This is a genomic window from Altericroceibacterium xinjiangense (genome assembly GCF_003958635.1).
In the GTDB taxonomy this organism is placed as follows: Bacteria; Pseudomonadota; Alphaproteobacteria; order Sphingomonadales; family Sphingomonadaceae; genus Altericroceibacterium_A; species Altericroceibacterium_A xinjiangense.
Genome location: NZ_RSEK01000003.1, coordinates 300,235 through 317,189 on the forward strand (window position 1 = coordinate 300,235; position 16,955 = coordinate 317,189).

At 62.9% G+C, this 16,955-nt stretch carries 19 protein-coding genes; 15 read left to right on the plus strand and 4 right to left on the minus strand.

Going from position 1 to position 16,955, the window contains the following annotated elements; genetic code table 11:
* Positions 1 to 58 precede the first annotated feature (58 nt).
* The 6 genes from ribB to ELY13_RS05450 all read left to right on the plus strand — a co-directional run bounded on the left by ribB (position 59) and on the right by ELY13_RS05450 (position 3,980).
* The gene (gene ribB, locus ELY13_RS05425) at positions 59 to 1,354 is read left to right on the plus strand and encodes a 3,4-dihydroxy-2-butanone-4-phosphate synthase (protein WP_126172867.1); all 1,296 of its coding nucleotides are present in this window, start codon (positions 59 to 61) and stop codon (positions 1,352 to 1,354) included.
* Positions 1,354 to 1,773, plus strand: coding sequence for a 6,7-dimethyl-8-ribityllumazine synthase (gene ribH, locus ELY13_RS05430; RefSeq protein WP_126172868.1), 420 nt, complete (start codon positions 1,354 to 1,356; stop codon positions 1,771 to 1,773). Before ribB ends, ribH begins: the two co-directional genes overlap by 1 nt.
* Positions 1,770 to 2,696: an aldo/keto reductase gene (locus ELY13_RS05435; RefSeq protein WP_126172869.1), complete on the plus strand. Its 927-nt coding sequence runs from the start codon at positions 1,770 to 1,772 to the stop codon at positions 2,694 to 2,696. Before ribH ends, ELY13_RS05435 begins: the two co-directional genes overlap by 4 nt.
* A 24-nt stretch (positions 2,697 to 2,720) precedes the next feature.
* Positions 2,721 to 3,014, plus strand: a complete 294-nt coding sequence (locus ELY13_RS05440; RefSeq protein WP_126172870.1) for a hypothetical protein — start codon at positions 2,721 to 2,723, stop codon at positions 3,012 to 3,014.
* Positions 3,015 to 3,109: 95 nt separating this feature from the next.
* The gene (locus ELY13_RS05445) at positions 3,110 to 3,340 is read left to right on the plus strand and encodes a hypothetical protein (protein WP_126172871.1); all 231 of its coding nucleotides are present in this window, start codon (positions 3,110 to 3,112) and stop codon (positions 3,338 to 3,340) included.
* A 124-nt stretch (positions 3,341 to 3,464) separates the two neighbouring features.
* Positions 3,465 to 3,980: a winged helix DNA-binding protein gene (locus ELY13_RS05450; protein WP_126172872.1), complete on the plus strand. Its 516-nt coding sequence runs from the start codon at positions 3,465 to 3,467 to the stop codon at positions 3,978 to 3,980.
* A gap of 471 nt (positions 3,981 to 4,451) precedes the next feature.
* Here the strand turns inward: ELY13_RS05450 and eno are convergent, their stop codons facing one another.
* Positions 4,452 to 5,738, minus strand: a complete 1,287-nt coding sequence (eno, locus tag ELY13_RS05455) for a phosphopyruvate hydratase (protein ID WP_126172873.1) — start codon at positions 5,736 to 5,738, stop codon at positions 4,452 to 4,454.
* 148 nt (positions 5,739 to 5,886) lie between these two features.
* Between eno and ELY13_RS05460 the strand changes: the two genes are divergently transcribed.
* The 5 genes from ELY13_RS05460 (at position 5,887) to ELY13_RS05480 (ending at position 8,271) form a co-directional block, all read left to right on the plus strand.
* A complete protein-coding gene (locus tag ELY13_RS05460) occupies positions 5,887 to 6,630 on the plus strand; it encodes a hypothetical protein (RefSeq protein ID WP_241233549.1) in 744 nt (247 codons plus the stop codon).
* 2 nt (positions 6,631 to 6,632) lie between these two features.
* Positions 6,633 to 7,061 carry a phage holin family protein gene (locus ELY13_RS05465; RefSeq protein ID WP_241233557.1) on the plus strand — a complete coding sequence of 143 codons (429 nt, stop codon included), beginning with the start codon at positions 6,633 to 6,635 and terminating at the stop codon, positions 7,059 to 7,061.
* Positions 7,061 to 7,381: a hypothetical protein gene (locus tag ELY13_RS05470; RefSeq protein ID WP_126172875.1), complete on the plus strand. Its 321-nt coding sequence runs from the start codon at positions 7,061 to 7,063 to the stop codon at positions 7,379 to 7,381. Before ELY13_RS05465 ends, ELY13_RS05470 begins: the two co-directional genes overlap by 1 nt.
* Before the next feature lie 66 nt (positions 7,382 to 7,447).
* Positions 7,448 to 7,969: a hypothetical protein gene (locus ELY13_RS05475; RefSeq protein WP_126172876.1), complete on the plus strand. Its 522-nt coding sequence runs from the start codon at positions 7,448 to 7,450 to the stop codon at positions 7,967 to 7,969.
* 101 nt (positions 7,970 to 8,070) lie between these two features.
* A complete protein-coding gene (locus tag ELY13_RS05480; RefSeq protein WP_241233558.1) occupies positions 8,071 to 8,271 on the plus strand; it encodes a DUF4170 domain-containing protein in 201 nt (66 codons plus the stop codon).
* A gap of 62 nt (positions 8,272 to 8,333) precedes the next feature.
* On the opposite strand, the gene greA is transcribed toward ELY13_RS05480, so the two are convergent.
* From greA to carA, 3 genes are all read right to left on the minus strand, one after another.
* Positions 8,334 to 8,801 carry a transcription elongation factor GreA gene (greA, locus tag ELY13_RS05485; protein WP_126172877.1) on the minus strand — a complete coding sequence of 156 codons (468 nt, stop codon included), beginning with the start codon at positions 8,799 to 8,801 and terminating at the stop codon, positions 8,334 to 8,336.
* Positions 8,802 to 8,896: 95 nt separating this feature from the next.
* A complete protein-coding gene (gene carB, locus ELY13_RS05490) occupies positions 8,897 to 12,220 on the minus strand; it encodes a carbamoyl-phosphate synthase large subunit (RefSeq protein WP_126172878.1) in 3,324 nt (1,107 codons plus the stop codon).
* An 89-nt stretch (positions 12,221 to 12,309) separates the two neighbouring features.
* Positions 12,310 to 13,485, minus strand: a complete 1,176-nt coding sequence (gene carA, locus ELY13_RS05495; RefSeq protein ID WP_126172879.1) for a glutamine-hydrolyzing carbamoyl-phosphate synthase small subunit — start codon at positions 13,483 to 13,485, stop codon at positions 12,310 to 12,312.
* A 144-nt stretch (positions 13,486 to 13,629) separates the two neighbouring features.
* On the opposite strand from carA, the gene ELY13_RS05500 reads away from it, so the two are divergent.
* The 4 genes from ELY13_RS05500 to ELY13_RS05515 all read left to right on the plus strand — a co-directional run.
* The gene (locus ELY13_RS05500; protein ID WP_126172880.1) at positions 13,630 to 14,079 is read left to right on the plus strand and encodes a GatB/YqeY domain-containing protein; all 450 of its coding nucleotides are present in this window, start codon (positions 13,630 to 13,632) and stop codon (positions 14,077 to 14,079) included.
* A complete protein-coding gene (locus ELY13_RS05505) occupies positions 14,079 to 14,765 on the plus strand; it encodes a hypothetical protein (protein WP_126172881.1) in 687 nt (228 codons plus the stop codon). The genes ELY13_RS05500 and ELY13_RS05505 overlap by 1 nt, the downstream gene beginning before the upstream one ends.
* A gap of 42 nt (positions 14,766 to 14,807) precedes the next feature.
* Positions 14,808 to 16,715 carry a DNA primase gene (dnaG, locus tag ELY13_RS05510; protein ID WP_126172882.1) on the plus strand — a complete coding sequence of 636 codons (1,908 nt, stop codon included), beginning with the start codon at positions 14,808 to 14,810 and terminating at the stop codon, positions 16,713 to 16,715.
* A gap of 8 nt (positions 16,716 to 16,723) precedes the next feature.
* Positions 16,724 to 16,955, plus strand: a 232-nt coding sequence (locus tag ELY13_RS05515) for an RNA polymerase sigma factor region1.1 domain-containing protein (protein WP_277600633.1), incomplete at its 3' end; no start/stop codon positions are given.

The following is a 16,955-nucleotide window of genomic DNA, read 5'->3' on the forward strand; positions in this document are numbered from 1 at the left end:
CCATCGCACTGTGAACTCGTAGCTTCCGATGCACAGTGTGATGTGATACCAAGTGCTCATGGACAACACTATCGCTCGCGTTCGCGCGATTATCTCAGATGGCACGATGAGCCGGGCCGGTCTCGCCCGGGCTGCCGGACTTCATGCCAACACGCTGCGGGAATGCACGGAGCCGAGCTGGAATCCAACCGCCGAGACGCTCACCAAGCTTGAGCGGTTCCTGAGCGAGAACGACGAGACTCCGGTGCTTGTCCCGATCGAGCAGATCATTGACGAAGCGCGCAACGGCCGCATGTTCATCCTGGTCGATGACGAGGATCGGGAGAACGAAGGCGACCTCGTGATTCCCGCGCAGATGGCGACTCCCGACGCAATCAACTTCATGGCGACCCACGGACGCGGCCTGATCTGCCTGGCGCTGACCGCCGCACGGATCGAGCAGCTCGGCCTCGAGATGATGAGCCGGGACAACCGCACTCGCTATGAGACCGCGTTTACCAGTTCGATCGAGGCGCGGGTCGGAGTCACCACGGGGATCAGCGCCGCCGACAGGGCTCGCACGATCTCGGTTGCCACGGACGCGTCCAAGGGTGCGGATGACATCGTCACCCCCGGCCATGTCTTTCCGCTCGTCGCGCGCGAAGGCGGCGTGCTGGTGCGCGCAGGCCACACGGAAGCTTCCGTGGACATCTCCCGGCTCGCCGGGCTCAATCCTTCGGGCGTGATCTGCGAAATCCTGAACGAGGATGGGACGATGGCCCGGTTTGACGATCTCGTCCGGTTCGGTCGCCGTCACGGGCTGAAGATGGGCACGATCCGTGACCTGATCGCTTATCGTCGCAAGCACGATCATCTGGTCGAAAAGACCTCCGAAACCCGTTTTCGCAGCCGCTGGGGTGGGGAATGGGCGGCCTACGGGTTCTACAACAAGGCCACGAAGACGGAGACCCTGGCGCTGGTGAAAGGGCGTATCGACCCCGACCGCCCTACCCTTGTCCGGATGCACGCCATGTCCCTGTTCGACGATATTTTCGCCGAGGAAAGCGGGCGCAGCGGCCTGCTGGAAGGTGCGATGCGGATCATCGGGGATGAAGGCGCCGGCGTCGTGGTCCTGATCAGCCGGCCGACACCCGACTATATCTCCCGTGCCATCCGACAACGCGACAAGACCCGGGAAGCTGAGCCCACTCCACCCGAACAGCGGGATTACGGCGTGGGGGCACAGATCCTTGCGGAACTGGGTGTGCACGACATGATCCTGTTGACCAACACCCGCCACTCGCTCGTCGGGTTGGAAGGGTATGACCTGTCTATCGTCGGTGAGCGGCCGATCGTGAGCGAGGAAGAACTGTAATGGCCCGATTTCTTATCGTGGAGGCCCGCTTCTACGACCATCTCAACGACATGTTGATCGCCGGGGCACGGAAGGCGCTGAAGGATGCCGGGCACAAGGTGGAAGTGCTCACCGTCCCCGGCGCGCTGGAGGTGCCGGGTGCCATCGCCACCGCCTCCGAGAGCGGCAAGTACGACGGCTTCGTTGCGCTTGGCGTGGTAATCCGCGGAGAGACCTATCACTTCGAAATCGTGGCCGGGGAAAGTGCGCGCGGCATCATGGCGCTGACGATGGACGGCATCGCGGTAGGCAACGGCATTCTCACCACCGAAAATGAGCAGCAGGCGATCGTGCGGGCCGATCCCGCCCAGGCCAACAAGGGAGCCGGCGCGGCCGAAGCGGCCATGGCGCTGCTGGCAATTCAGGAGAAGTTCCGGTGACGCGCCATCATGCCTTGGCGGGGATCCCGCTGGTGCTGGGCGGAAACGTGTTCGGCTGGACGGCCGACCAGGACACCAGCTTTGCGATCCTCGATGCGTTCTACGAAAACGGCGGGCGCATGGTGGACACGGCGCAAGGATACTCTTCCTGGGTGCCCGGTCACGCCGGTGGAGAAAGCGAAACGGTAATCGGCAAGTGGATGGCGTCGCGCGGCGTGCGCGGCGACATGCGGGTTGCCACGAAGACCAACATGGAAGGGAGCCCCGGCGGCCTTTCACCCGAGCGGGTAGCGAAGGAACTCGAAAAGTCCCTTGATCGCCTGCAGACCGACTACGTCGATCTCTATTATGCCCACCGGGACGAGCAGCTGACCCCCCAGAGCGAAGTCGCCGATGGATTCGACGCGCTGGTCCGGTCGGGCAAGGTTCGTGAGATCGGCGCTTCGAACTACGATGCCGGTCGACTCAGCGCGATCCTCGATATCGCGGATGAGCGCGGTCTTACCCCATTCACGGTGCTGCAGAACGAATACAATCTTGTCGGCCGCGATCAGTACGGGGCGGAACTGCAGAAACTGTGCGCCGACCGCGGCGTGGCGATGCTGCCCTTCTTCGGACTGGCTGCCGGGTATCTGACCGGCAAGTACCGTACGGAAGCGGACTTCGCACAGTCGCAGCGCGGTGAAGGCGTGCGCCGCTATGCCGAAAAGGGGATCAGGGTCCTGCCGGCGCTGGATGCCGTTGCCGAAGAAACAGGTGCAACCCTTCCGGCCATCGCCTTGGCCTGGCTGCGGTACCAGCCAGCCATCCCTGCCCCGATCGCGAGTGCCCGAACGGTGCGTCAGCTCGATCCGCTGCCGGAATCGACCGCTCTGCAGCTGTCAGAGCATCAGCTTCAACTTCTGACACAAGCTGGAACCTAAAGCCCGTTCGATGCTTGTCGGCGGATGGACGGGACGCTTGAGTGGATAGCTGCGGTCGGGACCATGCTCGCAGCCGGGCTGGTTGCCGCTGACTTTGGCCGGAAAGCCACCGGGTGGGGGTTTGTCCTGTTCTGCCTTGTCGCGGTTGCCTGGATCGTTTCCGGGCTGACCAGTGATGCTCTGCCGATTGCCGCGATGAACGCCATTCTCCTTGTCATCAACGCCTGGGGTGTCTGGCAGTACCTTCTCAATCCGAAGAAGAAGCGCGAAATCGAACTCACTCAGCAATGCGTCGCTGAAGCGCAGCGCAGGACCTGAAAGAACCGGTAGATGTTGAACACCCCCCGATCTTTCTGGCGCTCCAAGCCGTCGCAGGATTTTGACCAGACGGCTCGAATCACCAGGGAAAGTTCGTGTTGCAGCACAGCGTGTTTCACTCGATGAGCAGAGTAGAAATCGTCCCGGCAAGGGATGAATCCAAAATGGACCGCGCCGACACTCTCCTCCGAGCGAAGGAAACATTGCTCGACTGCCTGGAAAGGCTTGATTTTGTTGGGGCTGACATTTCCGCAGCCTATCTCGCCATGGCAATAGATGCTCTACAGCACGAGTTCCAGAACGGACCGGAAGTACCGTCCGACTGACGCGCGACCCTACATCTCCATTTTGGTTCAAAATTGACCTGCGGTTCTGACGCGGTTCCGGCACATCCGCCGGACACCCACCAGCAATGGGGCTTCGGGCTCCCTGCCAACGTGAAGACGCAACATGAACCTTGTTTCCGCGCGCAATGTCAGGACCCGAGCTCAACGGCTGACTTCGCTTGCCAAGGAATTACTTACCCTTGCGCAGGAGATTCACCCGGAGGAAGCGTGCGCAGCCGATCTGGATAGCCAGAACCCGGATGTGGCTGCTTCGGAGGGCTCCACCAGTCTCGAAAACATAGCGCGCCAGATGTATCACCAGCGCCGCCGCCGCCGCGAGTTCTTCGACAGCAAACTTTTCGGTGAGCCCGCGTGGGATCTCTTGCTCGATCTCTACATCGCGGTAAGTCAGGGGAAACGCGTTTCGGTGACCAGCGCCTGCATCGCCGCCGATGTGCCGTCAACCACTGCCTTGCGCTGGATCGGCCTGCTGGAAAAGGAAGGGCTGGTCGTCCGGGAGAATGACGAAGCCGATGCCCGCCGGGTATTCATTCGGCTGACGCCGGATGGTCACACACGCATGAACCAGTTCCTGGCCAGCGGCCTTCTGCGCTTCGGCAACGGCGGGCAGGAGGAGTAACGCGGGCGGAGCGGTTTCTCACCGGATCAGATCGGCCGTTCCTCCCTGCCTTTCGGCGATTTCTGACAGAGCAAGCGACTGCCCCGCCCTGTCGCCTGAAGTCGCCTTCGCTTCCCTTCATGCTGGCACCTTGACGCTGATCGGCTGAGAGGTCGACCAACCTCCCCTGCATGATCGCCGGAGAACACTCGGCCAGATGTGCCCCGGCCGCAACCCCCAGTGCTGACCTTCTGCGCGTTCACCTGCTTTCACCCGGTGACAGACAGCCTTTGATCCGGCACAGCTTCGGCCGCGCCCGAAGCGGCCCTCCTCCTGCCCCTAGCCTTCCCGCTGACCCTTTTAGAGCCACCGGGCCGTGCTGTGTTCCCGTCGGCGCCCGGCGCCGTCAGGTCGCCTGCCGCCTGGGAACCCGGTCAGGTGCACTGCTCGGCAGTCGCACCTGACCGCGTAGGCACTTTTTCAGCCGAGAGCTTAGCCAGCCAGACGGCCGAACGCCCCCTCGCCCGCGTACAGCGCGCTGCTGCCAAGTTCTTCCTCAATGCGGATTAGCTGGTTGTACTTCGCCAGCCGGTCCGACCGCGCGAGCGAGCCTGTCTTGATCTGGCCGCAGTTGGTGGCGACGGCGAGATCAGCGATGGTGGCGTCCTCGGTTTCGCCGGAACGGTGCGACATCACCGCGGTGTAGCCCGCCCGGTGCGCGATATCGACCGCCTGGAGCGTTTCCGTCAGGGTGCCGATCTGATTGACCTTCACCAGCAGTGAATTGGCGAGGCCTCTGCCAATTCCCATCTGCAGGCGCCGCGGATTGGTCACGAACAGATCGTCGCCAACCAGCTGGACCTTGCCGCCGAGCTTGTCGGTCAGTGCCTTCCAGCCTTCAAAGTCGTCTTCGGCCATTCCGTCCTCGATCGAACGGATCGGGTAGCTTGCGCACAAGTCGGCCAGGTAATCCGCCATTTCGGTCGGCGAGAGCGAGGTGCCCTCCCCCGCCATGTCGTAACGGCCGTCGGTGAAGAATTCCGTGGACGCGCAGTCCAGTGCCAGCGCGATGTCCGCACCTGGCTTGAAGCCAGCCTTCTCGATCGACTGCATCAGGAAGTCCAGCGCATCGCGCGTGCTGCCGATATCCGGCGCAAAGCCGCCTTCGTCCCCAACCGCGGTGGACAGCCCCTTGTCGCTCAGCGCCTTCTTCAGTGTGTGGAAGATCTCCGCGCCCCAGCGCACTGCTTCGGCAATACTCTCGGCCCCGACCGGCATGACCATGAATTCCTGGAAATCGATGCGGTTGTCGGCGTGTTCGCCGCCGTTGATGATATTCATCATCGGCACGGGAAGGAGGTGGGCCGAGACGCCGCCGATATAGGAGTACAGCGGAAGACCGCGCGCGTCCGCCGCAGCCTTGGCCACGGCCAGGCTGACCCCGAGGATTGCGTTGGCGCCAAGCCGGCTCTTGTTCTCCGTCCCGTCCAGCGCCAGCATCGCAAGATCGATATCGCGCTGGTCTTCGGCATCGAGCCCCAGCAAGGCTTCGGCAATCTCTCCGTTCACGGCGGAGACGGCCTTCTTCACCCCCTTGCCGAAGTACTCACCCTTGTCCCCGTCGCGCAGTTCGACTGCCTCGTGTGCGCCGGTGGACGCGCCAGACGGTACGGCGGCCCGACCGAAGCTGCCGTCTTCCAGAAAAACGTCCACCTCGACGGTGGGATTGCCCCGGCTATCGAGGATCTGTCGTCCGTGGATGTCGGCGATGGCGGTCATGACGTTTGTTGCTCCTGTGGTGTGGCCCGGCCTCCTATGCGCCGGAACCATGCGGTGCAAGCCGCGTTCGAATTGGTGAAGAACCGGGGACTATTGGGTGTCCGGAAATCAAGTAGGCCCATTTGGGGGCAAACGGAAAGGGCAAAACATGGAAGAGATTCCTACGAAAAAGATCACTCCCGTCACGCCGAAGCCGGAAACGGGTTCCAACACGCCGGTCACGGGTACCGCTGCCAATCCGCCGGTGAACGAGCCGGCGACTGCAACGCTGACCGCGACCACTCCGACGTCGCCGATCGGTACAGCGACCGCTCCGCGTCCGGCAATCGCCGGCGACAGCATTCCGGCCAAGTCGGCCACGGGTGTAGGCGGCACCGGCATGGGTAGCAGCGGATCGAGTTCCTCCAGCGGCGGCGCGAAGGCTGCGGTTGCTGGCGCGGTGCACGATGCGCAGTCGCGTTTCGGAGCGGCGGTTCAGGAAGCCAAGCAAGGTGCCTCGCACCTGCTGGACGAAGCCAAGCAGCGGGCAGGTACCTACTCCGAGCAGGCGAAGTCGACCAGTTCGGACTTGTCGGCGCAGGCCAAGGTCAAGGCAAATGATCTGGCAGTTCAGGGCAAGAACAAGGCAAGCGATGCCTTGATGAGCCTGAGCAAGACCGTTTCCGACAACACGTCGATGGTCGATCAGAACCTTGGTCCGAAGTACGGCGACTATGCCCGTACGGCTTCCAAGAGCCTGGAAGATACGGCCCGGATGCTCGACGAGAAGAGCGTGGATGAACTGACTGCGGAAGCGCGTGAATTCATTCGCTCCAATCCCGGCGCTGCCGTCGGTGTTGCTGCGGTTGCAGGCTTCATGTTCGGCCGGATGTGCAGCGGGTCCAACAAGTGACGATGGTCAAGGAAGAACTGGCCCCGCCTCCGGGCGGGGAGCGGGTCCGCTTCGAGCCTCTCGAAGCGGACCCCGCGCCGCCGCCGCCGCAAGAGCGGTCGCTGGTCGAAGATGTCTCCGCCTTGTTCGAGGACGGAAAGACCTACGCCCAGGCAGAACTGAACTTCCAGAAAACCCGCGCCACGTTCGCGATGGATCGCGGCAAGAAGGTAGCGATGTACGGCGCGGTCGCCGGCACGCTGGCTTTCGTCGCCCTGATCGCGCTTGCGGTCGGCTTGATCATCGCCCTTACCCCGCTGATTTCCGCTTGGGGTGCTACTGCGGTGGTCGTCGGAGTCCTGCTGATCGGCGCAGCGATTCTCGGTATGATGGCGTATAGCCGAGTGAAGGAAATCATGAACGCCTTCAGCAACAAGAACGAGGCCTCCTGATGAAGCATCTCGCAACCCAACTGGCCGCGGATCGCCGTACGCGCGATGCAGCGTATGCGCTGTGCAAGACCGATATCGCCTTCATTCGCGAAGACTTGCAGGAGCGCAGCGTCAAGGACCGGGCCCTCGATCGCGCCAAGGATGGCGCCATGGAAGTGGCCGACGAGGCGCGGACCTTTGCCGAAGACAACCCCTACAAGACCGCGGCGGGCGTTGCGGCAGCTGCTTTCCTGTTTGCCGGCGGACCGATCATCGGCGGAATTTCGTCGCTGATCCACGGCGACCATGACTGCGACTGCGACTGCGACTGCCACGGTTGATAGCGAAAACCGAAGGACGCGCGATCCCGCCGTTCAGCAAGAGAATACCCGATATTGGAGAATGTTATGCCCGAAGCGAGCCGAGAAGACCTGACGATCAAGATCGAAGCCGCAGAGGAGCGCAATCGGCAGCGAGCTGAGAACTCATCGAGCAATTCGCTGATGGAGCGAGCCGGCGAAACGGCTGTGGAGGCCAAGGATGGCGTCCTTGGTTACGCGCACGACCACCCGTTCACGACTGTCATCGGCGGCTTCGCCTTGGGCGCGGTCCTCGGGGCCATGTTCCCCCGTCACCCTGCGCGCAAAGTTGCCAAGGCCGGTCGCGGTGCGGCGAAGGCTGGCGGTGCTGCGGCCGGGCTTGCGGCAACAGCTGCCGACACGGCGATGGAGTACATCCGCCAGGCGCTCGAAGCCGCAGAAGACGCGGCAGTTTCCGGCAAGGAAACGCTGGAGGATACTGGGCGGGCGGCTGGTTACAAGCTGCACAAGGCCGGCGAAGCTGTTGGAGACAAGGCGCGCAGCCTGGCCGACGATGCGGCAGCGGCCGAAGCTGATGTGTCCGCTCGCGCTTCGCGGATCATCAACTAGGCGTTGCACCCTTGCGGCATTTGCTGATGGCCCTAAAGAGCGGGTGAATTCACTCAACTCGGAGGGTTTGAAGCTTGGCAAAGCAGCTTTTGCATCTGGTGATGGGCGGCCGGGTCGTTGATCCCCAGGGGCTCGAATTCCAGGATCCGGCGCAGGTCGATCTGGTGGGTGTCTTCGACAGCTACGCCGCTGCCGAGGAAGCATGGCGCGGATGCGCGCAACGCACTGTCGACGATGCGGAAATGAAGTACGTAATCGTCAACTTGCACAAGTTGCTGGAGCCGGAGCTTCCGAGCAAGTAGGCTCTGCGGGGATGAAGACACAGGGGGGGAAGCCGTCAATCGGTTTCCCCCCTTTCTTTGTGTCAGATGAATTCTACTTTCTCGACAAGGTAGAAGCGATCCCCGGAAGGGACGGTAACTTCCACTTCCTCTCCAGTCTGTTTTCCGATGAGAGCGCGGCCTAGCGGCGAATCATAAGAGATGCGCCCCTGCTTGGCGTCCGCTTCGGCCTGCCCGACGATTTGGTATCGGCAGGGCTTGTCGTCCTCATCCAGCAGCGTGACGGTCGCCCCGAACACCACCCGGTTGCCGGAAAGCGTTGTCGGATCGATGATCTGCGCACGGCTGACCCTGTCCTCAAGATCAGCAATCTGGGCCTCGACCTGACCTTGGCGTTCCTTCGCCGCGTGGTATTCGGCGTTTTCCGAAAGATCACCGTGGGCGCGCGCTTCCTCGATCGCATCCACGATCTTTGGACGCTCTTCCCGAAGGGCCTTCAGGTCGGCGGTCAGCATTTCATAGCCTTCCGCCAGCATCGGCACTCGTTCCATCAACAATTCCTGTTCTATCGCATTATCCGTTAAGAACCGCACCTGCCCGGAGATGACCGGGGCCGCTGTATCGGTTTTCAGGAGAACGCGCTGTTTCAGCCGTAATACTCTTGCAAGGAATGCACTTCAAGGTCGCTGGTTTCCACCGAAGCAATCGCCTGAGCCGCTGCGATCGAGGCAGCAGCGGTGGTATAGTACGGCACCTTCATCTGCAGCGCGGAAGCGCGGATCGAGTGACTGTCCTTGTGGCTCTGCCAACCTTCCGTTGTGTTGAAGATCAGCGAGATTTCACCATCGACGATCCGGTCCACGATGTGCGGCCGTCCTTCGGCCACCTTGTTCACACGTTCGACCGGCAGGCCGGCGTCGGCAAGATATTGAGCCGTGCCCCCGGTTGCGACTACTCGGAAGCCCAAATCTACCAAGCCCTTTACCGGGCCGACGATCTGCGGCTTGTCGCTATCCTTGACCGAGACGAACAGAACCCCGCTCTTGGGCAAGACCGTGCCTGATCCCAGCTGCGACTTGACGTATGCCGTCAGGAAATTCCTATCGATTCCCATGACTTCGCCAGTGGACTTCATCTCCGGTGTCAGCACCGGGTCCGCCCCGGGGAAGCGCGCAAAGGGGAACACCGCCTCCTTCACCGCAACATAGTCGAGCTCCCGCTTGATCGGCGGGAGGTCGGCCAGCTTCTCCCCCGCCATGATCCGCGCTGCGAACTTGGCAATCGGCTGGCCAATTGCCTTGGCGACGAACGGTACGGTGCGGCTTGCCCGCGGATTGACCTCGATCAGGTAAACCTCGTCGTCCTTCACCGCGAACTGGACGTTCATCAGCCCCTTCACGCCAAGTGCAAGCGCAAGCGCCTGAGCCTGCCGTTCCATTTCGGTAACGATCGCATCGGGCAGGCTGTACGGCGGCAAGGAGCATGCGCTGTCGCCCGAATGGACGCCCGCTTCCTCGATGTGCTGCATCACTCCGGCAATCACGACTTCATTGCCGTCGCACAACGCGTCGACGTCGCATTCGATCGCGTCGCGCAGGTACTGGTCGATCAGCACCGGGCTGCTGCCGGATACGTTCACCGCGGTCGCGATATAGTCATCCAGCTGCGCTTCGGAATCCACGATTTCCATCGCCCGTCCACCCAGGACGTAGGATGGGCGCAGCAGTACCGGATACCCGATATGCGCCGCCACCGCAGCGGCTTCGTCCCGGCTGCGGGCGATGCCGTTCATCGGCTGCCGCAGGCCCAGCTTGTTGACGAGCCGGGCGAACCGCTCCCGATCTTCTGCCAGGTCGATCGCATCGGGCGACGTGCCGAGGATGGGAATCCCTGCACGCTCCAGCGCCGCAGCAAGCTTCAGCGGGGTCTGCCCACCGAACTGGACGATGACACCCACCAGGGTTCCGCGGGAATGTTCGACGCGCAGAATTTCCAGCACGTCCTCTGCCGTCAGAGGTTCGAAGTACAAGCGGTCGGACGTGTCGTAGTCGGTCGAAACCGTCTCCGGATTGCAGTTGACCATGATGGTTTCGAACCCGGCTTCCTCCAGCGCGAAGCACGCATGGACGCAGCAGTAGTCAAATTCGATGCCCTGCCCGATCCGGTTGGGTCCACCGCCAAGAATGACGATTTTCTTCCGGTCCGACGGCCAGGCCTCGTTCTCCGGCTCACCGAAGGTCGGAGCCTCGTACGTCGAGTACATATAGGGCGTGACCGCCTCGAACTCGGCGGCGCAGCTGTCGATCCGCTTGAACACCGGCAAGACACCCAGCCTCTGGCGCAGTTCGCGGACTTCTTCCTCGCTGGTGGCGCCAGCCATCGCGCGCAAGGTGTCGTGCAGGAGGCCGGACCGGCGCGCCTGGGTTTCGGCCATTCCGCCCGCGACCCCGACTGATCGGACCGCCAGTGTGGCAAGCCGCTTGTCGGAAAAGCCCATCGCTTTCAGACGCCGGAGCCCGGCGGCATCGTGCGGCAGGCCGTTGGCCATGATCATCCGCTCTTCGTAGATGATCTCTTCGACGTGGCGGAGGAACCAGGGATCGTAGTGTGTGATCGCCTGGACTTCCTCAACGGTGAAGCCTTCGCGGAAGGCTTGGCCAACGACCAGAAGCCGCTCCGGCGTCGCCCGTGACAGCGCGGCCGTGATCCCGTCGCGCGATGCGCCTTCCAGTTCGGGAATGCGGTTGAACCCGTCGAGATCGGTTTCAAGGCCTCGCAACGCCTTCTGAAGGCTTTCCTTGAAGTTGCGGCCAATGGCCATGACTTCCCCGACCGACTTCATCGCGGTGGACAGTTCGGCCTTTGCGCCCTTGAACTTCTCGAACGCGAAGCGCGGGATCTTGGTGACGACGTAGTCGATCGTCGGCTCGAAGCTCGCCGGAGTTGCCCCGGTGATCTCGTTCGTAATCTCATCCAGCGTGTAGCCAACCGCGAGCTTGGCCGCGACCCGGGCGATGGGAAAGCCGGTCGCCTTCGATGCCAGCGCCGAGGAGCGCGAGACGCGTGGGTTCATCTCGATCACGATCAGGCGCCCGTCCTCCGGATTGACCGCAAACTGGACGTTGGAGCCGCCTGTTTCGACGCCGATCTCACGCAGCACGGCGATGCTGGCCGTGCGCATGATCTGGTATTCCTTGTCCGTCAGCGTCAAAGCCGGGGCGACGGTGATGGAATCGCCGGTGTGGACACCCATCGGATCGACGTTCTCGATCGCGCAGACGATGATGGCGTTGTCCTTCCGATCCCGGACGACTTCCATCTCGAACTCTTTCCACCCGAGCAGCGATTCCTCGATCAGTACTTCCGTGGTGGGCGAAGCATCGAGGCCGGAGCGGACGACGGCCTCGAACTCGGATTTGTTGTAGGCAATCCCGCCGCCCGTGCCGCCGAGCGTGAAGCTGGGCCGAATGATGGAGGGCAGCCCCGTGCGTTCCAGCACCGCAAGCGCTTCTTCCACGCTGTGCGCAACGCCGGAGCGCGCGCTTTCCAGCCCGATCTTGTCCATCGCCTCGCGGAAGCGCTGGCGGTCCTCGGCCTTGTCGATCGCGTCGGCGTTGGCGCCGATCATCTGCACACCCAGACGATCGAGCGTGCCGTCATTGAACAGCGCGAGCGCCGTGTTCAGCGCCGTCTGCCCACCCATCGTCGGCAGCAGCGCGTCGGGGCGCTCCTTCTCGATGATCTTGGCGACGATCTCGGGCGTGATCGGCTCGATGTAGGTCGCATCGGCGAACTCGGGATCGGTCATGATCGTCGCCGGATTGGAGTTGACCAGGATCACCCGGTAGCCCTCCTCTTTCAGCGCCTTGATCGCCTGCGTACCCGAATAATCGAATTCGCAAGCCTGTCCGATGATGATGGGTCCCGCGCCAATGACGAGGATCGAGGAGATGTCGGTGCGTTTGGGCATTAGAAGTGCCTTTTGATCCAGGTTGACGAGGCGCTCGGTAGCGGCCTTCGACTAGTGCGTGGCTGGGGAGAGTTTTTCCGCGGAGATCGTCACGCGTTCTCCCGCGCCAACATCCCTACAAAGCGTTCGAACAGGTAGAAGCTGTCCTGCGGCCCCGGGCTGGCTTCCGGGTGGTACTGGACGCCGAAGGCCTTCTTGCCCCGGATAGAAATCCCGCAGTTCGACCCGTCGAACAGGGAGACGTGCGTTTCCTCGACGCTGTCCGGCAGCGTTGCGCTGTCGACCGCGAACCCGTGGTTCATGCTGGTGATTTCAACGATGCCATCTTCCAGCCGCTTTACCGGGTGGTTCGCCCCGCGGTGGCCCTGGAACATCTTGGTTGTCTGCGCGCCCGCCGCCAAGGCGAGCAGCTGGTGCCCAAGGCAGATGCCGAAAATCGGCACGTCACGGTCCAGCAGATCCCGGATCACCGGCACAGCATAAGCACCGGTCGCCGCCGGATCACCCGGCCCGTTGGAAAGAAATACCCCGTCCGGCTGGAGCGCGAGAACTTCCTCAAGCGTGGTTTTCGCAGGTACGACAGTGACCCGAGCGCCCGCGTGCGCCAGGTTGCGGAAGATGTTGTCCTTGCTGCCGTAATCGATCGCGACAACGTGCGGCCGGGCTTCACGAGAAGCCTCGCTGTACCCGGTACCGAGTTGCCAGCGTCCGCCTTCCCACGTCTCCTGCTTTTCACGGCTGACGCGCTGGGCGAGGTCCATTCCTTCCAGGCCGGGCCACTCCTGCGCCTGCTTCAGCAGCAGCGGCAGGTTGAAGTTGCCGTGCGGCTCATGCGCGATGACGGCATTGGGCGCGCCCGACATCCGAATGCGGCGGGTCAGCGCGCGCGTATCGATGCCGGAAAGGCCGATCTTCAGGTGCGCGGCCATCCACTGGCCGAATTCCCGTTCCGCACGAAAGCTGGAATGGCGGGTCACTTCTTCCCGCACGATGCAGCCGACGGCGCTTTCCACCTGGGATTCGACATCTTCCTCGTTCGCGCCGACGTTGCCGATGTGCGGAAAGGTGAAGGTGACGATCTGCGCGGTGTAGGAAGGATCCGTCATCACTTCCTGGTAGCCGGTCATCGCCGTATTGAAGCAGACTTCTCCTACGGCACTGCCGATGTGGCCGAAGCCTCTGCCCCAAAGGACTGTTCCATCGGACAGAACGAGGACTCCCGTCGCCCCAGAAGGTTGCGCGTGCGAAGAGGCGGGGTCGGCCATTGGGCCCTCCGTAAACTGTTTTGCCGGTGCTGTGTGCTAAGTCCCGGCCGCTATACTTCGTCACCGGTTCCGTCAACCTGTGCAGGAAGGAATTCCGGCGCTAAGCGGGCGGCATACGACCCAGTGCACAGGAAGGCAGATAGGATGCTCCGCGATACGATCAAGCAGGCGCAGATTTCGGCGATGAAGTCGGGCGACAAGGAACGGCTGGCTGCGGTTCGCCTGATCCTGGCCAAGGTGAAGGACCGGGATATCGAGCAGCGCACCGCGAGCAAGGACGTCCCCGACGATGAGATGGTCATCGACGTGCTGCAGAAGATGGCCAAGCAGCGCCGCGAATCCATCGAAATGTACGAATCTGGTGGGCGCGAGGAACTGGCTGAAAAGGAACGCCAGGAACTGGCGGTGATCGAAGATTTCCTCCCGCAACAGATGACCGACGAAGAAGCGAAGGCGGCCATCGAACAAGTGAAGGCGGACCTCGGCGCCGGCTCGATAAAGGACATGGGACGCGTGATGGCGGAACTCAAAGCCCGTCATGGCGCTTTGATGGACATGAGCAAGGCCAGCACCATGGTGAAAGAGAGCTTTTGATGAGACCAGCCGCCCTGTCCGCCGTTCTTTTCCTGTCCGCTTCCCTCGCTGCATGCGGGGGGAGTGAGGACCAGACCGCGTTCCAGGAAGGAGGAGGCCAGGACGGCGCCGATGTCCTGCCAGTAGTCCGACCCGGTGAGGGAACGCTGGGCGAAGGCGAGGCTATCCAGCTCGGGCCGGACTTTGTGGATCTCCAGCTTGGACCGGCGATAACCGCAGGAGCGGGAGCGGTGCAGACCGCCCAGCTGACCGGAGCGGTTGGCGCTGCCGGTGAGGTGAGCAGCTACGTCGCCTGCCCCGTGGGCGTTGCTGCCTGTGACCCGCAGGAGATGAGCGGAGCCACGGTCTACACCTACGTTGCCGAAGTCACGCCGGCCATCTGGACCAGCGTGTTCCGCACCGCTAATTCGGTGTCGGGCTTCACAGGAACAGTCGGGTTCGACCGGGAGCAGGCGGAGGCCGCGCTCGGCCCCGACAGCGAGCTTGCCGTGCGCTGTGTCAATGGCGCGCTGGTCTGGGCCGTCAACGGCGGCCAGGGATGGAGCGGCGCTCCGATCACTGTCTACTGGCAAAGCACCAGCCCGCCCCAGACGGCAGAGCTTGCCTATCAGCTGGTCCAGGGCGGCGCGACCGTGAATGCCGCGGGCACCATTCCGTCCGGAGATCTCGATTCGGCGTGCGAGTGATCGCTTGGCCAGAGGCACTGCCGGGCCTACCAAGGCCGGCGTATGACGCTGTCACCTCAATGGCTGGATGAACTGCGGGCTCGGGTCGCGCTCTCGGGCGTGATCGGCCGCACCACAAAGCTGCAGAAAGCAGGCCATGAATGGAAGGCCTGCTGCCCGTTTCACAATGAGAACACGCCCAGCTTCACGGTCAGCGACCAGAAGGGGTTCTACCACTGCTTCGGTTGCGGTGCTCACGGGGACGTGATTCGCTGGATGACCGACCAGCGCGGCTTGTCCTTCATGGACGCGGTTAAGGAACTGGCGGGGGAAGCTGGGCTGGAAATGCCCGCTCCCGACCCGAGGGAGGCGCGCCAGGCTGAGCGCCGGGCGACTTTGCACGATGTCACGGCTGCCGCCCAGGATTGGTTCCAGGGCAACCTGCTCTCGAATGCCGGGGCACGCGCTAGAGACTATCTCAAATCCCGCGGTTTCAACGACCGAACGCAGGAGCGATTCGGGTTTGGATTTGCCCCGGATGACCGGCAGGCGCTTACCAGGGCCCTTGCTCGGTTCGACATGCCGATGCTGATCGACGCAGGTCTGCTGATCGAGGTCGAGGGCCGCGATCCTTACGCGAGGTTCCGCGGCCGGCTGATGCTGCCGATCCGCGACGCACGGGGACGAGTTATCGCGTTCGGCGGGCGCATCCTCGAAACCGGGAAAACAGATGCTCCCAAGTACCTGAATTCGCCGGACACGCCTTTGTTCGACAAAGGGCGTACGCTCTACAACCTGGACCGCGCCGGGCCGATCTCCCGCCGCTCCGGCCGGGTCGTGGCCGTAGAAGGCTACATGGATGTGATCGCGCTGGCGGCAGCTGGGATAGAGGATGCGGTTGCCCCACTCGGCACGGCGCTGACCGAGCGCCAGATCGAACTGCTCTGGCGCCTGGTGGAACGGCCACTCCTCTGCTTCGATGGAGATGCTGCGGGACAGCGGGCGAGCTTTCGCGCAGCCACTCGCGCTCTTCCGCTGCTGCGTCCGGGCCATTCGCTCGGTTTTGTCACCCTCCCCGAAGGACTTGATCCGGACGACCTTGTGAAACGGGACGGCGCCGAGGCGATGGAGCGGCTGCTGGGCGAGCCGCGCAGCTTGCTCGACACGTTGTGGGAGCATGAACGCGATGCCGCGCCCTTGGGTACGCCGGAAGAAAAGGCGGGCCTGAAGGCGCGGTTGCTTGCCCATGTCGAAGATATCCAGGACCAGGACATCAAGGCGCTTTACCGGCGAGAGTTGCTCGAACGATTTTCCGCTTTTGCATTCCCGCGCCGTGAAAGCCCGCGAAAGGATGGCGGCAAGTGGATCAAGGGCGCGGGCGGCCGACGGGGAAGCTGGACGCCCGAACGGCCTACCTTGTCTCCCGAGGCCGCAGGCCAGCTCAAGCGTGCCGCTGCTGGCGGATCGCGCGACAAGCTGGCTCAGGCCGTGCTCGCCGGACTGGCCCGTTACCCCCGCGAGATCGCCTGGCATGCTGAGGCATTGGCGCGGCTTGCCCCTGTCGATCCGGCCATTGCTGCTGGTCTCGATCGGCTACTTGCGTTTGCCGATACGCTTGAAGCCGGGCCCACGCCTCCCATATCTGGGCTAAAGGATTACTTCCCGCTGCCGGATCGGGCCCACTACTCCTTTTTGACGGAGGGCGCCGACCCGCTGACAGCGCGTGAGGATCTGGCCGAGGCTGTCGCGGTGCTCGTCGAGCGACCGGCTCTGGATGCGGCGATCGCCAAGGCCACGGCGCGATTTGCAGACGACCCGGATGGCTCCTGGGTCGAGCAGCAGAGGCTGAGGAAACGAAAGCTGGAAATCGAGTCGCGACTCGGGCAAATGGCCCGCAAACGTGCTGCCGAGGCAGCGCATAAAGAACAAATAGAGGCGTCGTCCGACAAGGCGCCTGGCGAACAGGAATGAAGCAGCACATGGCGTCCGACGACACCACCGGAACCACCGACGATGCACCGCTGATCGACCTCAATGAGGCATCGATCAAGAAGCTGATCGCAAAGGCGAAACGGCGCGGTTACATCACCGTGGACGAGCTGAACGAGGCGCTTCCGCAGGACGAAATGTCCACCGACCAGATCGAAGACGTGATGTCCGCGATCTCGGAAATGGGCGTCAACATCGTCGAAAACGATGACGACGCACAGG